This window comes from Amycolatopsis sp. NPDC024027, assembly GCF_040638975.1.
Classification (GTDB): Bacteria; Actinomycetota; Actinomycetes; order Mycobacteriales; family Pseudonocardiaceae; genus Amycolatopsis.
On the sequence record NZ_JBEZYY010000013.1, the window covers coordinates 53,327 to 68,137 of the forward strand.

The 14,811-nt window shown below is 69.9% G+C and carries 15 protein-coding genes, 1 tRNA gene and 1 pseudogene; 11 read left to right on the forward strand and 6 right to left on the reverse strand.

Annotated elements, in window-relative coordinates:
- The first annotated feature begins 29 nt into the window (after positions 1-29).
- Positions 30-290 (forward strand): hypothetical protein, encoded by a 261-nt coding sequence (locus AB0F52_RS28865; RefSeq protein ID WP_360177666.1) that lies wholly within the window; start codon positions 30-32, stop codon positions 288-290.
- A gap of 56 nt (positions 291-346) precedes the next feature.
- On the opposite strand, the gene AB0F52_RS28870 is transcribed toward AB0F52_RS28865, so the two are convergent.
- Positions 347-428: transfer RNA gene (locus AB0F52_RS28870), tRNA-Tyr, on the reverse strand.
- 129 nt (positions 429-557) lie between these two features.
- Here AB0F52_RS28870 and AB0F52_RS28875 point away from each other — a divergent pair.
- Positions 558-1,049: a YajQ family cyclic di-GMP-binding protein gene (locus tag AB0F52_RS28875; protein WP_103337374.1), complete on the forward strand. Its 492-nt coding sequence runs from the start codon at positions 558-560 to the stop codon at positions 1,047-1,049.
- A gap of 34 nt (positions 1,050-1,083) precedes the next feature.
- Here AB0F52_RS28875 and AB0F52_RS28880 read toward each other — a convergent pair whose 3' ends face one another.
- Positions 1,084-1,752: a hypothetical protein gene (locus AB0F52_RS28880; protein WP_360177669.1), complete on the reverse strand. Its 669-nt coding sequence runs from the start codon at positions 1,750-1,752 to the stop codon at positions 1,084-1,086.
- A 139-nt stretch (positions 1,753-1,891) separates the two neighbouring features.
- On the opposite strand from AB0F52_RS28880, the gene AB0F52_RS28885 reads away from it, so the two are divergent.
- Positions 1,892-3,028 (forward strand): sialidase family protein, encoded by a 1,137-nt coding sequence (locus tag AB0F52_RS28885; RefSeq protein ID WP_360177672.1) that lies wholly within the window; start codon positions 1,892-1,894, stop codon positions 3,026-3,028.
- Positions 3,029-3,079: 51 nt separating this feature from the next.
- A complete protein-coding gene (gene rfbA / locus AB0F52_RS28890) occupies positions 3,080-3,961 on the forward strand; it encodes a glucose-1-phosphate thymidylyltransferase RfbA (protein WP_103337371.1) in 882 nt (293 codons plus the stop codon).
- On the opposite strand, the pseudogene AB0F52_RS28895 reads toward rfbA, so the two are convergent.
- From AB0F52_RS28895 to htpX, 3 genes and pseudogenes are all read right to left on the reverse strand, one after another.
- Positions 3,958-5,160: pseudogene (locus AB0F52_RS28895) on the reverse strand (LLM class flavin-dependent oxidoreductase). The gene rfbA and the pseudogene AB0F52_RS28895 sit on opposite strands and share 4 nt — an antisense overlap.
- Before the next feature lies 1 nt (position 5,161).
- Entirely contained in the window at positions 5,162-6,247 is a 1,086-nt protein-coding gene (locus AB0F52_RS28900) for an LLM class flavin-dependent oxidoreductase (RefSeq protein WP_360177676.1), read from the reverse strand.
- 52 nt (positions 6,248-6,299) lie between these two features.
- Positions 6,300-7,151, reverse strand: coding sequence for a zinc metalloprotease HtpX (gene htpX, locus AB0F52_RS28905; RefSeq protein ID WP_360177679.1), 852 nt, complete (start codon positions 7,149-7,151; stop codon positions 6,300-6,302).
- Between the two features lie 132 nt (positions 7,152-7,283).
- Between htpX and AB0F52_RS28910 the strand changes: the two genes are divergently transcribed.
- Together AB0F52_RS28910 and AB0F52_RS28915 are read left to right on the forward strand one after the other, a co-directional pair.
- Positions 7,284-8,252 (forward strand): YncE family protein, encoded by a 969-nt coding sequence (locus AB0F52_RS28910; protein ID WP_360177682.1) that lies wholly within the window; start codon positions 7,284-7,286, stop codon positions 8,250-8,252.
- 40 nt (positions 8,253-8,292) lie between these two features.
- Complete coding sequence (locus tag AB0F52_RS28915; RefSeq protein WP_360177685.1) at positions 8,293-9,168, forward strand: LLM class F420-dependent oxidoreductase; 876 nt, start codon at positions 8,293-8,295, stop codon at positions 9,166-9,168.
- 40 nt (positions 9,169-9,208) lie between these two features.
- Here AB0F52_RS28915 and AB0F52_RS28920 read toward each other — a convergent pair whose 3' ends face one another.
- Positions 9,209-9,577, reverse strand: a complete 369-nt coding sequence (locus AB0F52_RS28920) for a YrdB family protein (protein ID WP_360177688.1) — start codon at positions 9,575-9,577, stop codon at positions 9,209-9,211.
- A gap of 198 nt (positions 9,578-9,775) precedes the next feature.
- On the opposite strand from AB0F52_RS28920, the gene AB0F52_RS28925 reads away from it, so the two are divergent.
- Genes AB0F52_RS28925 through AB0F52_RS28945 form a run of 5 tightly spaced genes read left to right on the forward strand, consistent with a single transcriptional unit; the run spans position 9,776 to position 14,810 of the window.
- Complete coding sequence (locus AB0F52_RS28925; RefSeq protein ID WP_360177691.1) at positions 9,776-11,068, forward strand: class I SAM-dependent methyltransferase; 1,293 nt, start codon at positions 9,776-9,778, stop codon at positions 11,066-11,068.
- 1 nt (position 11,069) lies between these two features.
- The gene (locus tag AB0F52_RS28930; protein WP_360177694.1) at positions 11,070-11,861 is read left to right on the forward strand and encodes a glucose-1-phosphate cytidylyltransferase; all 792 of its coding nucleotides are present in this window, start codon (positions 11,070-11,072) and stop codon (positions 11,859-11,861) included.
- Entirely contained in the window at positions 11,858-12,505 is a 648-nt protein-coding gene (locus tag AB0F52_RS28935; protein WP_360177697.1) for a PIG-L deacetylase family protein, read from the forward strand. The genes AB0F52_RS28930 and AB0F52_RS28935 overlap by 4 nt, the downstream gene beginning before the upstream one ends.
- A 5-nt stretch (positions 12,506-12,510) precedes the next feature.
- Positions 12,511-13,530: an SDR family oxidoreductase gene (locus AB0F52_RS28940; protein ID WP_360177700.1), complete on the forward strand. Its 1,020-nt coding sequence runs from the start codon at positions 12,511-12,513 to the stop codon at positions 13,528-13,530.
- Positions 13,530-14,810, forward strand: coding sequence for a DUF4910 domain-containing protein (locus AB0F52_RS28945; protein ID WP_360177703.1), 1,281 nt, complete (start codon positions 13,530-13,532; stop codon positions 14,808-14,810). Before AB0F52_RS28940 ends, AB0F52_RS28945 begins: the two co-directional genes overlap by 1 nt.
- Position 14,811 lies beyond the last annotated feature (1 nt).

Sequence of the window (14,811 nt, forward strand, 5' to 3'; positions counted from 1 at the left end):
AACCGGCCGTTCGCCTATGCTGGTGCCCGGTGCCGATTCGGCGAATCGAGGTACTGATGGATCCCGGGTACCGCTACTGGGCTTGGCTCGACGAAGTCGACTCCTCCCCGGACCGCGCGAAGGAGATCATCCGGACGTGGACGAATTCCAACGGCTTCACGGTGTCGGAAGGCCACACGCCCGAGGGCTGGAATAGGACCGGGACCTACTGGGACGTGCGAGGCCGGCACGAACGCGGCTACCTGCTGTGGATCACCACCGAGGACGCCGAACGGCTGACGGAGAGCTAGCCGTCCATGCGAAGAGGCCCCGCGACCGAGACGGTCACGGGGCCTCTTCGTGAGGGTGGCGGGTGAGGGATTCGAACCCCCGTAGGCAATGCCAACTGGTTTACAGCCAGTCCCCTTTGGCCACTCGGGTAACCCGCCCAGGCCGGTCTCACCGGCCGGGGGAAAGCTTACCCAAGGGGTCCGAGCAGGGGTCAACCGGGATACCCCTCCCCCCGTGGGGGCTAGGCTGGGTGGTCCCTGACAAGCGAGTACGAGGTGTGAGGACACGTGGCGGATCCCTCTTTCGACGTCGTGAGCAAGGTCGACCGCCAGGAGGTGGACAACGCGCTCAACCAGGCGAGCAAGGAGCTGGGCACGCGGTTCGACTTCCGCGGCACCGGCACGACGATCAACTGGGCCGGCGAGGAGGCTCTCACGATCGAGTCCGAGACCGAGGAGCGCGCGCTGGCCGCGGTCGAGGTGTTCAAGGAGAAGCTGATCAAGCGCAGCATCTCCCTGAAGGCCTTCGAAGCCGGCGAGCCGGCCCTGTCGGGCAAGATCTACAAGATCTCCGGCAAGATCCTGCAGGGCATCGCCTCGGACAAGGCGAAGCAGATCGCCAAGTTCATCCGCGACGAAGGCCCCAAGGGCGTCCAGGCCCAGATCCAGGGCGACCAGCTGCGGGTGTCGGGCAAGAAGAAGGACCAGCTGCAGGATGTCATCGCCCTGCTGAAGGGCAAGGACTTCGAGATCGCGCTGCAGTTCACCAACTACCGGTGACGCCGCCGCGGGCACCCGCACTCCGGGTGCCCGCTCAGGACGGCGTCAGCGTCCAGCTTGCCTCGTAGCCCTCCACCTGCAGGTACGCCGGCCCGTGGACGTCGCGCTCCACCTGCAGGTCGCCGATCTGGTTGAGGAGGAGGTCGCGGTCCTTCGGGGACATCAGCCACAGGCCGATCGCCCCGCGGGTCTTCGCCGTGAAGCGGATGCGGGCCACTCCCGCCGGAAGCCTCAGGACCGCGTCGCTCTTGCCCGCCGCTTCCTTGCCGCTCTCCGCCGTCGGGATGCTTCGGTAGTCCGAGATCGTTGCCGTCCAGGGGGCGTTCGCGTGGACCGTCACCCGCTTCACCGGGCGGTCCGGCTCCGTGTTCATCCACTTCGTGCCCTTGTACGCGCCGATCGCGTTGACCAGGCCGTGCTCGCCGCCGTCGGTGTCGACGATCACGTTGGACGTGCACTTCGGGCACTCGAACGTCAAGAAGCCCAGCTGGTCCGCCGGCCACGACGTCTGGAACTCGCCGCTCTCCGTGCCCGTGTGCGTCTCCGTCGGCACCTCGCGCGGTACCGGCGGTGCTGACGAAGCCGGCGTACGAGGAGGCAAAGCGGGCGCCGATTTCGTCACGATCTCGCCGTAGCCGGTCGCCGGCGCGCACGCCGATGCCATCACCAAGAGCAGCAGCACGCCGCCCAGCCGGAGCTTCATCTTTCCCCCTCGGGGCCACGCGGCCCTCCCGTGATCTTTCGACACCCAGAGCACGAGCGTTACCCGAACGCGTGAATGCGTCCCGTGGCCGCCGCTCGCGCGTGTTGTAATCGCGCCATCACCGTGTGAAGGGGGGCGAGTGCGCCGTTCGCTGGTCTTCGTGCTGACGCTCGCCGCCGTCGCCTCGCTGCTGACGCCGGCCGGCGCGGCCGAGCGCAAACTGCTCCTCCCCGGCTTCGGCGCCTACGCGCGACTGATCCGCCTCGAACACTCCGCCGTCGGCCGCGGGCACATCGTCGCCACGCTGACCAGCGAAGACGCCGCCGGCAAGTTCACGCCCGTGCTGGAGAGCACCGACGAAGGCGAGTCGTTCCACGAGATCGGCGCCATCCACGACCCCGACGGCCGGGCCGGCATGTGCTGCGGCACCGTCTACGAACTGCCGGAACGCGTCGGCAAGCTCCGCGCGGGCACGCTGCTGTGGGCCGCGTCCTACCGGCAGGACGCCGGGCCGCAGCGCCGCATCGGGATCCGCGTCTGGGCCAGCAAGGACGGCGGCCGCTCCTGGAGCTTCCTGTCCGAGGCCGCGCGGTCGCACAACATCGACGGCATCTGGGAGCCCGAGTTCACCGTCGACGCCGGCGGCACGCTCTGGCTCCACTTCGCCGACGAGACGCAGGCGCCGAAGTACGCGCAGGTGCTCAACCGGGTCGCCTCGACCGACGGGGTGCACTGGGGCACCAAGCAGCTCACCATGGCGATCCCGCCCGACCGCGTCCGGCCGGGCATGCCGATCATCCGGCGGCTGCCCGACGGCCGCTACTACTTCGCCTACGAAATCTGCAACTTCCGCGACCGCTACTGCGACCCGCACTTCAAGATCTCCGCCGACGGCGCCAACTGGGGCGACCCCGCCGACCCCGGCACCCGCGTCGACACCGCCGTCGGCAACTACTTCCAGCACGCGCAGACGATCGCCCTGTTCCCCGGCGGTCCGAACGGGGTCCGGATCGTCATGGTCGGGCAGATCTACACCGACGCGAAGGGCGTGCCGCAGCCGCAGAACGGCCAGGTGCTGCTCGCGAACGACGACTTCGGCAGCGGACCTTGGTACGAACTGCCCGCTCCCGTGCACATCACCGGCATCTCCAACAACTTCTGCCCCAACTACTCCTCGACGCTGCTGCCGGTCGACGACGGCCGGAACGTGCTGGAAATCGCCACCGAGAACAACGCCGGCTGCAAGGCCTACTTCGGGAAAGGATCCGCCTTCTAGCGGCAGCCCGTAGGGTGGGGAAGTCTCAGCCACGGGAAAGGGAGGCCGTCCATGAAGGGCATCGTGCTGGCCGGAGGCAGCGGGACACGTCTGCACCCGATCACCCAGGCGGTGTCCAAGCAGCTGCTGCCGGTCTACGACAAACCGATGGTCTACTACCCGATCTCGGTGCTGATGCTCGCCGGGATCCGCGAGATCCTCGTCATCTCCACCCCCACCGACCTGCCGATGTTCCGCAGGCTGCTGGGCAACGGCGACCAGTTCGGCCTCTCGTTCTCCTACGCCGAGCAGGCGAGCCCGAACGGGCTGGCCGAGGCCTTCGTGATCGGCGCGGACTTCATCGGCGACGACGACGTGGCGCTGGTCCTCGGCGACAACATCTTCTACGGCCAGGGCTTCTCCAGCCGCCTGCAGCAGGCCGTGCGCGAGCTCGACGGCTGCGTGCTGTTCGGCTACCCGGTCAAGGACCCGGAGCGCTACGGCGTCGGTGAGGTCGACGAGACAGGCAAACTGCGCACCATCGAAGAAAAGCCGCTGAAGCCGCGCTCCAACAAGGCGATCACCGGCCTGTACTTCTACGACAACCACGTCGTCGACATCGCCCGCGCGCTGAAGCCGTCGAGACGCGGTGAGCTCGAGATCACCGACGTCAACCTGACCTACCTGCGCCAGGACCGCGCCACGCTGATCGAGCTCAGCCGCGGCTTCGCCTGGCTCGACACCGGCACGCACGACTCGCTGCTCGAGGCCGGCCAGTTCGTGCAGGTACTGGAGCACCGCACCGGCGTGCGCATCGCGTGTCTCGAGGAAATCGCGCTGCGCATGGGCTTCATCGACGCCGACGAGTGCTACGCGCTCGGCGAGAAGCTGGCGAAGTCCGGCTACGGCGACTACGTGAAGGCAGTCGCCGTAGCGGCGGGAGCTTCGGCCTAGAAGAGCTGCTCGCGCAGCGTCGATCCGGCGTACTCGGTGCGGAAGACCCCACGTTCCTGCAGGTGGGGGACGACTTTGTCGACGAACTCGTCGAGCCCGCCCGGGGTCAGGTGCGGCACGAGCACGAACCCGTCGGCCGCGTCCGACTGGACGTATTCGTCGATCGCGTCGGCCACCGTCGACGGCGTGCCGACGAACTGCCGGCGCGCGGTGACCTCGATCACCAGCTCGCGGATCGAGAGCTTCTTCTCCTCCGCGATGGCCCGCCACCGGCGCGCCGTTTCCAGCGGGTCCTTCTCGTGGCGGACGCGGCCCCAGGTCAGCGGCTCGGCGTCCGGGTCGGGGTCGACCTCGGGCAGCGGCCCGTCGACGTCGTACTCCGCCAGGTCGCGGCTCCACACCTGCTCGAGGAACTGGATCGCGGTGGCCGGGCGCACCTGCTGGAGCCGGATCTCGCGGGCGTTCTCCTCGGCTTCGGCGTCGGTGTCGCCGAGGACGAACGTCGCGGCCGGCATGATCAGCAGCTCGCCGTGCTCACGGCCGTACGTGGCCAGGCGGCGCTTGACGTCGTGGAAGAACGCTGGCCGTCTTCGAGGGTGCCGTGCCTGCTGAAGATGACGTCCGCGGCCTTCGCGGCGAACTCACGGCCTTCGTCGGAGTCGCCGGCCTGGATGACGATCGGTTGTCCCTGCGGCGTCCGCGGCAAGGTGAACTCGCCGGCGATGTCGAACTGGCTCCACTGTGGACGAATCGGCCCGGGTCGCGCGCGAAGACGCCGTTCTCCTTGTCCCCCACCAGGGTTCCGGGCGCCCAGCTGTCCCAAGCTCGCGCACGGTGGCCAGGAACTCCTCGGCGCGCGCGTACCGGTCCTCCCGCTCGAGGAAGCCGCCGCGCCGGAAGTTCTGCCCGGTGAAGGCGTCCGGCGACGTCACGACGTTCCACGCCGCGCGCCCACCGGAGAGGTGGTCGATGCTCGCGACCTGGCGGGCCACCTCGTAAGGCTCGTTGAACGTCGACGACAGCGTCCCGGCCAGGCCGAGGTGGGTCGTGACGGCGGACAGCGCGGCCAGCACGGTGGTCGTGCGGGCCAGGTGCTCGAACGACGCGAAGTCGATCTGGCTGCCCGAGGCGGGGTCGCTCCACACCGTCGTGTTGTTGACGCCGGGGAGGTGCGCGGCGAGCTTGATCTGCTTGGTCATCTCACGCCCCCTGGTACTGGTTGACGGCGACGCCGAGACCGAGGTGCTCGCGCAGGGTGGTCCCCGCGTAGCCGCTCCGGAACGCGCCCGCGGCACGCAGGGCGGGCACGGCCTCCCCGGCGAGCAGGTCGAGGTCGTCGGGCAGGACGGCGGGCCGCAGGTGGAACCCGGCGACGCCGGTCTCGGCCGCCCAGCGCGGCAGCTCGGCGGCCAGCTGCGCGGGCGTGCCGGCGAACGACAGGCCCGCGGGTTCGAACGGGACCAGGGCGTCGAGTTCGCGTTGCCGGTCGCGGGCCCCCTGCTCGGTCTCGGCCAGCACGATCGACACCGTCGCCAGGACCTTCGCGCCCGGGAACCGGGCGGCCGTGGCGCGGACCGCGTCCAGGTGGTCCGCCCTGGTCACGACCACGTCGGCGGCGCTCGCGTGCGGCGAGTCGCCGTAGACCGCGGTCACCGGGTGGCCCTGCGGCGGCCGTGGCGTGATCGACGGTCCCTTCACGCTGAAGAACCGGCCCTCGAAGTCGACGTAGTGCAGCTTGTCGCGGTCGATGAACCGGCCGGTCGCCGCGTCGCGGACGATCGCGTCGTCCTCCCAGCTGTCCCACAGCCGGGTGCTGACGTCGAGGACCTCGGCCGTCTCGGCGTCGCCGTCCGCCGGCGAAGGAGCGAGGCGGCGGCCGAAGTGCGCGGCCTCGGCGGCCGTCAGCGACGGCACCGCGAGGACGCCGGCGCGGCCCCGGCTCGCGTAGTCCAGCGTCGCGACCGACGTCGAGACGTGGAACGGCTCGGTGTGCGTGGTGGTGACGGTCGGGACCAGGCCGATCCGGCTGGTCACCGGCGCGATCGCGGACAGCGTGAGCAGCGCGTCGAGCCGCCCGCGCACGACCCCTTCACCCCCGGGCTGTAGCGCAAGCGAGTCGTCGAGGGTGACGAAGTCGAGCGAAGCGGCTTCGGCGAGCTTCGCGTACTTCAGGTAGTGGCCGGCGGCGAACAGGGCGGCGGGCTCGACCGCGGAGATCCGCCACGCGGCCGGGTGGTAGCCGGCCCCGTCGATGGCGACGCCCAGGTGCAGCTGTGCGGAAACCATGCCTGCGCAACTCGGGCCGCGGGCCCGGGATTCCCCCTCCCACCGGCTGGGATCAGAACGGGCGGCGGGCCAGCTCTTCGAGCCGGGCGATGCGGTCGGCGATCGGTGGGTGGGTCGAGAACAGCTTGCTCAGGCCCTCGCCGGGGCGGAACGGGTTCGCGATCATCAGGTGCGACTGCGACACCAGCTGCGGCTCGGCGACCAGCGGCCGCGCCCGCGTACCGGCGTCCAGCTTCCGCAGCGCCGAGGCCAGGCCCAGCGGGTCACCGGTCAGCTCGGCCCCGGACGCGTCGGCCTGGTACTCCCGCGATCGGCTGACACCCATCCGGATGATGGCCGCGGCGATCGGCCCGACGAAGATCAGCAGCAGGCTGAGCAGGGGATTGCCGTCGCGGTTGTTGCTGCCGAAGAACAGCGCGATGTTCGCGAGCACGCTGATCACGCTGGCCAGCGCGCCGGCCACGCACGAGATCAGGATGTCGCGGTTGTAGACGTGCGAGAGCTCGTGGCCGAGCACGGCCCGCAGCTCGCGCTCGTCGAGCAGGTCGAGGATGCCGGTGGTGCAGCACACCGCCGCGTGCCGCGGGCTGCGGCCGGTCGCGAACGCGTTGGGCGCGACCGTCGGGCTGATGTACAGCTGCGGCATCGGCTGCCGGGCGACCTGCGCGAGCTCGCGCACGATCCGGTACATCGCGGGCTGCTCGACCTCCGACACCGGCCGCGCCCGCATCGCGCGCAACGCCAGCTTGTCGGAGCTGAAGTAGGCGAACGCGTTCATCCCGAGGGCGATGACCAGCCCGATCAGCAGCGCGCCCCGGCCGAAGAGCCCGCTGAGCGCGATGATGATCGCCGACAGCAGGCCGAGCAGCAATGCCGTCTTGAGTCCGTTCTGGTGCCCGTGCACGCGCTCGCCTCCGTCCGCTCTGGAAGTGGGTTACCCAGTGGAAACAACGCGATCGGGGGACGCGAAGTTCCTTCAGGTGGGGATGGCGCGGGTTACGCTCGGGCGGCGGGATGATCAGGAGCGGAGGCGCCGATGCGTGGTGGGCGGCTACCCCGGCGGACCCTGTTCGCCCTGTTCACAGCGGGTGCCGGCGCCCTCTTCCTGCCTGGGACGGCGCGCGCGGAGGACGTCCGGTCCCTCGACCTCGGCGGCGCCCCGGCCGGGGTCGCGGTGAACCCGGTCACCGGCCTCGGGTACGTCACCGACGCCCAGGCCGGGACGGTCTCCGTGGTGGATCCGCGCAGCGCGTCGGTCGTCGACGTGATCCACGTCGGCGGCGAGCCCGGCGACGTCGCGGCCGACCCGGAGGCCGGCCGGATCTACGTCGCGAACCCCCCGGCGGGCACCGTGGTGGTGCTCGACAGCCGGACCCACGACCTGGTGAGCGTGATCGGCGCGGGAGCCGGCGCCTCGGCGCTGGCGGTCGACGAGGAGGCCAACCGCGTCTACGCGGCCAGCGGCACCACCGGGACGCTCGCCGTGCTCGACGGCGTCAGCTGCACGCTGGCCGCGCTCGTGCCGGGCCCGCAGCAGGGGTTCGCCGGCATCGGCGTCGACCCCGGCCGCAAGCTGGCCTACTGCGCGAGCACCGCCACCGATTCGGTCGAGGTGTTCTCGATCGACAGCGGGAAGTTCGTCGCTTCGGTGAAGGTCGGGCGCAACCCGACCGGGGTCGCGGTGCACCACGCGAGCGGCACGGTCTACGTCGCGAACTCCGGCATCCACCACATGTCCATTGTGGATGCCGTCACGCGCACCGAGCGCAAGACCGTCTTGCTGCGCAGCGAATCCTCGGCGCTGGCCGTGCACCAGGGCACGAACACGGTGTTCACCAACGGCGGCCAGAACGGGCTCGCCCGCGTCGACGGCACGGCGGGCACGCTGAGCGGCGAGCTGTCGCTGGGCGTCAACCCCGGTGACGTCGCCGTCGACCAGCGGACGCGCACGGTGTGGGTCACCGATCCCCTGCACGGCCGGGTCTTCCTGGTCCGCGATTTCTGACCGGGCAGCTGGGGCAACTCCAGGTATACGGTCGGAAATTATGAAACTCGGACTGCAGATCCCCGACTTCACCTGGCCGAACGGGGCGTCCGCGCTGGGCGCCGACCTGGCCGCCGTCGTCCGCGCGGGCGACCAGGCGGGCTTCGACTCCATCGCCGTGATGGACCACTTCTTCCAGATCGGCGCCGTCGGGCCCGTCGAGAACGACATGCTCGAGGCGTACACGACCCTCGGCTTCATCGCCGCGCACACCGAGCACGCCAAGCTGCTCACCGTGGTCACCGGCGTCCTCTACCGGCACCCCGGCCTGCTGGCCAAGGCCGTCACGACGCTGGACGTGCTCTCCGGCGGCCGTGCGATCCTCGGCATCGGCGCGGGCTGGAACGAGGAGGAGTCCCGCGGGCTGGGCTTCCCGTTCCCGTCCGTGGCCGAGCGCTTCGAGCTGCTGGAGGAGAACCTCCAGTACGTGCTGCAGATGTGGGCCGACGGCGACGCGCCGTTCAAGAGCAAGCACTTCGACGCCGGACGGCTGCTGAACGTGCCCCAGGCGCTGCAGAAGCCGCGTCCGCTGATCATGATCGGGGGCGGCGGCGAGAAGAAGACCCTGAAGCTCGTCGCGAAGTACGCCGACGCCTGCAACCTCTTCAACGGGCCGGACCTGGAGCGCAAGCTCGACGTGCTGCGGCAGCACTGCGAGACCGAGGGCCGCGACTACGACTCGATCACCAAGACCGTCTACCACATCCTCGACGTCGGCGAGAACGGTGAGAAGTCCGACGAGCTGCTGGCCGAGCTGGAGCGGCTGAACGGGCTCGGCATCCAGGTCGCGCTCGGGATGGTGCCGCACGTCCACCGGCCCGTGGTGCTGGAGAAGTTCGCCACCGACGTCGTCCCGGCCGCCGAAAAGCTCGGCTGAGCGGCTGCCGGAGCCCTCTCCGCCGAGCGGCGGGGAGGGCTCAGCCGTCTTTGGCGACCACCCGGGTCAGGGCCGCGACGCCGATCCCGGCCACCGCCACGGCGATGCCCGCGACCAGCCAGCCCACCAGGGCGAGCACCACGCCGGTGACCGCGAAGAGGGCGAATTCCAGCAGGAAGCGGGCCGGTTCCGGGAGGCGGCGGCGCGCCCGCGGCGCGATGAACAGACCCCACAGCGCGGCCGCCGCCACCGGCAGCAGGACGGCGTCGACGATGGCCAGCGCGACACCGCTGCCGAGCTGGGTGCCCGCCAGGGCCAACCCGCCCAGGAGCGCCAGCTCGGTCAGGAAGCGGACCGTCAGCACCACGCCCGTGAACCCGCTCAGGCGGGGAGTCGGCTGGGAAGTCATCCGGCCAGCCTAGGAGCAGGTCCACTGTGGACGTTACGGGTCCGGTCGGGTACGGTTCGTGATTCCCGCCACAGTTACGCCATTCAGGTTGCGGTTCCGAATCGGTCCACCAGCGGCTCCCGCGTCACTGTAACGACCTTCCGGCGCCGGTCGACGTGTTAAACGCACATCGCGACCGCGAGCCAAGGAGCCTGGTAGATGACCACATGTCGACTCTGCGGTTCGACAAACACGGCCAGTGTCGTCGACCTCGGCGCGACTCCCCCGTGTGAGCGATTTTTGGCGGCGGAGCAGCTCGACGAGCCGGAAGCCACCTTCCCGCTCCACCTGAAGGTCTGCACCGACTGCTGGCTCGCGCAGATCCCGCCGCTGATCGACCCCGACGACACCTTCACCGAGTACGCGTACTTCTCGTCCTTCTCGACGTCGTGGGTCGAGCACGCGAAGCGGTTCGTCGACGGCGCGGTCGAGCGGCTCGAACTCGACGAGAAATCGTTCGTCGTCGAGGTGGCGAGCAACGACGGGTACCTGCTCCAGCACGTCGTCGGGCACGGGATCCGGTGTCTGGGCGTGGAACCTTCGGTGAACGTCGGGCAAGCGGCGCGCGACGCCGGCGTGCCCACGCTGACCGCGTTCCTCTCCGAGGAAACCGGCCTGAAGGTGCGCGAGGAGCACGGGCCGGCCGATCTGGTGGCCGCGAACAACGTCTACGCGCACATCCCCGACGTCCTCGGCTTCACCAAGGGCCTGCGGGCGCTCGTCGCCGACGACGGCTGGGTCTCCATCGAGGTCCAGCACCTGCTCACGCTGATCGAGAAGAACCAGTACGACACGATCTACCACGAGCACTTCCAGTACTACACCGTCGAATCCGCGCGCCGGGCCCTCGCGACCGGCGGGCTGACCGTGGTCGACGTCGAACTGCTGCCGACGCACGGCGGGTCGATCCGGCTCTGGGCGCGTCCCACCGAGGCTTTTGGGGGGTTCCGGGTGGCGGAGCCCCCGGCCCAGGACGGAGCGCCGGTTGGCACAGTCGCGGGCGAGCCCAGCGAGCGGATGACCGACGTGCTGGAGCGCGAAAAGGCCGCCGGGCTGCACGAGCTGTCCGGGTACACCGAGTTCGCCGAGCGCGTCACCCGCGTGCGGCTGGACCTGCTGAAGTTCCTCATCGAGGCGCGCAACGACGGCAAGACCGTCGTCGGTTACGGCGCCCCGGGCAAGGGCAACACCCTGCTGAACCACTGCGGCATCCGGACGGACCTGCTGCAGTACACGGTCGATCGCAATCCGTACAAGCACGGCCGGTTCACCCCCGGCACGCGCATCCCGGTGCTGCCGCCGGAACGGATCGAAGCGGACCGGCCCGACTACGTGCTCGTCCTCCCGTGGAACCTCCGGGAGGAACTGACCGAACAGCTCTCCCACATCGGGGCCTGGGGCGGAAAGCTCGTGTTCCCGATCCCCCACCTGGAAATCGTCGAGGTGCAGTGAAGTGAAGGTCGTCCTCTTCTGCGGTGGTTACGGGATGCGGATGCGCAACGGCGCGGCCGACGACATCCCGAAGCCGATGGCGATGGTCGGTCCGAGACCGCTCATCTGGCACGTGATGCGCTACTACGCGCATTTCGGCCACACCGAATTCATCCTGTGCCTCGGCTACGGCGCGGCGCACATCAAGAACTTCTTCCTGAACTACCAGGAAACCATTTCCAACGACTTCGTCCTCCGCAACGGGCAGGCGGAGCTGCTGTCGACCGACATCGCGGACTGGACGATCACCTTCGTGCAGACCGGCATCGAGTCGCCGATCGGCGAGCGGCTGCGCCGGGTGCGCCCGTACCTCGACGGCGACGAAATGTTCCTCGCGAACTACGCCGACGTCCTGTCCGACGTCCCGCTGCCCGACATGATCGAGCGGTTCTCCAACTCCGACTCGGGCGCCTCGATGATGGTCGTGCCGCCGCAGTCGTCGTTCCACTGCGTGGAAATGGACGAGGGCGGCAAGGTCGGCTCGATCACCGCGGTGAGCGAAATGCCGCTGTGGGAGAACGGTGGTTACTTCGTGCTGCGGCAGGAAGTGTTCGACCACATCCCGGAGAACGGCGACCTGGTCGCCGACGGCTGCGGCGAGCTCGCCAAGCGCGGCCGCCTGCTGGCCTACCCGTACCGCGGCTTCTGGAAGCCGACGGACACGGTCAAGGAGCGCGCGGCCCTCGACAACGCCTACACCCACGGTGAGCGGCCCTGGGCGCTCTGGGAGCGCACCGCGGCGAGCATCGCGTGATCGGGCTCCGGCCGGACCGGCTCGCCGGCGTCGTCGCCCTCGGCGCGCACTGCGACGACATCGCGATCGGCGCCGGCGGCACGCTGCTGACGCTGTGCGCGTCGCGGCCGGGCCTGAAGGTCGACGCGCTGGTCCTCTCCGGCGGCGGCACGCCCCGCGAGGACGAGGAGCGGGCGGCGCTCGCGGCGTTCTGCCCGGGCGCCGAGCTCGACGTCACGGTGCTGAAGCTGCCGGACGGCCGGTTCCCGGCGCACTGGGAAGAGGCCAAGAACGCCCTGGAGGAGCTGCGGCGGCGGACCGACCCGGACGTCATCCTGGCGCCCCGGACCGACGACGCCCACCAGGACCACCGGGGGCTGGCCAAGCTCGTCCCGACGGCGTTCCGCGACCACCTGGCGCTCGGCTACGAGATCGTCAAATGGGACGGCGACCTCGGCGCCCCATCGGTGTACCAGCCGCTCGACGACGACGTCGCCGAGTCGAAGGTCCGGCTGCTCCAGGAGCACTACGCGTCGCAACGGCACCGCGGCTGGTACGACCGCGAGGCCTTCCTCGGGTTGGCCAGGATCCGCGGCATCGAAGCCGCCGCGAAGTACGCCGAGGCGTTTTTCGTCAAGAAACTCACTCTCGATCTGAAGGGCTGAATCCGATGCGGGTGTTGCTGACGGGGCACAAGGGCTACCTGGGGACGGTGATGGCCCCGGTGCTCGCCGCCGCCGGCCACGAAGTCACCGGCCTGGACTCCGGGCTGTTCGAGGACTGCCTGCTCGGGCCCGCCCCCGCCGACCCGGCCGGGCACGCCGTCGACCTGCGGGACGTGACCGCTTCCCACGTCGAGGGCTTCGACGCGGTGATCCACCTGGCCGCGCTGTCGAACGACCCGCTGGGTTCGCTCGCGCCGGAGCTGACCTACGACATCAACCACCACGCGTCGGTGAAGCTCGCGAAGCTGGCGAAGGACGCCGGCGTCCAGCGGTACCTCTACGCGTCGACCTGCTCGGTGTACGGCGCCGGCGGCGACAACCTCGTCGACGAGGACGCGCCGCTGCGGCCGGTGACGCCGTACGCGGAGTCGAAGGTGCGCGTCGAAGCCGACGTCCACGAACTCGCCGACGACGACTTCACGCCGGTCTACATGCGCAACGCGACCGCGTTCGGCTACTCGCCTCGCCTGCGCGGCGACATCGTGCTGAACAACCTGACCGCGCACGCCCACCTGTCCGGCGAGGTGCTGGTGCTCTCCGACGGCACGCCGTGGCGGCCGCTGGTGCACGCCCAGGACATCGCGCGCGCGTTCACGGCGGCCCTGACGGCACCGAAGGAGGCCGTGCACAACAAGGCCTTCAACATCGGCACCGAGGAGAACAACGTCACCGTCGCCGAGATCGCGCAGGAGGTCGTCGAGGCCGTGCCGGGCTCGACGCTGAACATCACCGGCGAGGCGGGCGCCGACCCGCGCTCGTACCGGGTCGACTTCTCCCGCTTCCGCGCGGCGATCCCCGGCTTCGCCTGCGACTGGTCGGTCAAGGACGGCGCCGTCGAGCTCATCGAGGCCTACCGCAAGTTCGGCCTCACCCGGGAGTCGTTCCAGCAGCTGTTCACCCGGCTGGCCTGGCTCAAGAGCGAGGGCGAAGCCGGCCGCGTCGACGCCACCATGCGGCGGAAGTAGTGGCGGGCCCGCAGCTGCGGACCGGGGCGGAGCTGCACGCCCTGGTCGAGCGGCTGTACCCGATCTGCCGCAGCATCACCGGCGACGGTGTGCGGCAGACCCTGGACATCATCGGCGAGCACATCGCGCTGGAGCGGCACGAAGTCCCGACCGGTACGCAGGTGCTGGACTGGACGATCCCGCAGGAGTGGAACATCCGGGACGCGTACGTCGCTTCGCCATCGGGTGAGCGCGTCATCGACTTCCAGGAGCTGAACCTGCACGTCGTCGGGTACAGCGTCCCGGTGTCGCGGCGGATGCCGCTGAGCGAGCTGCGGGAACACCTCCACACGCTGCCCGAGCAGCCGTCGTGGGTGCCCTACCGGACCAGCTACTACGCCCCGGCCTGGGGATTCTGCCTCGCGCAGGAGAAGCTCGACGCGCTGCCCGACGGCGACTACGACGTCGTCATCGACTCGACCCTTGCCGACGGCTCGCTGACCTACGGCGAGCACGTCGTCCCGGGGCGCGTCACCGACGAGGTCATCGTGTCCTGCCACGTGTGCCACCCGTCGCTGGCGAACGACAACCTCGCCGGCATCGCGGTGGCCGTCTCGCTGGCCCAGCAGCTGGCGTCGGCGCAGCCGCACTACACGTACCGCTTCCTGTTCATGCCGGGCACGATCGGCTCGATCACCTGGCTGGCCCGCAACGCCTCACGGATCGAGAAGGTCCGGCACGGGCTGGTGCTGGCGTGCGCGGGCGACCCGGGCTCGTTGACGTACAAGAAGTCCCGCCGCGACGACGCCGAGATCGACCGCGTCATGCAGCACGTGCTGCGCTCGCGTGAGCACCGCGTTGTCGACTTCTCGCCATACGGCTACGACGAGCGCCAGTTCTGCTCGCCGGGCTTCAACCTCGGCGTCGGCTCGCTGACGCGCACGCCGTACGCGGGCTACCCCGAGTACCACACCTCCGCGGACAACCCGGGCTTCGTTTCGCCCGCGGCCATGGAAGACACGCTCGGTGTCTTGAAGGACGCGTTCGGCGTCCTGGACCGCAACCGCCGGTACGTCAACCTCAGCCCGTACGGCGAGCCGCAGCTCGGCAAGCGCGGGCTGTACGACTCCCTCGGCGGCCGCAGCGACGCCAAGCAGGCCCAGATGGCGATGCTGTGGGTGCTCAACCTCTCGGACGGCGAGCACTCGCTCCTGGACATCGCCGAGCGCGCCGGGCTGCCCTTCGACATCGTCGACGTCGCGGCCCGTGCCCTGCACGCCGCCGGTCTGGTCAAGGAGTGAG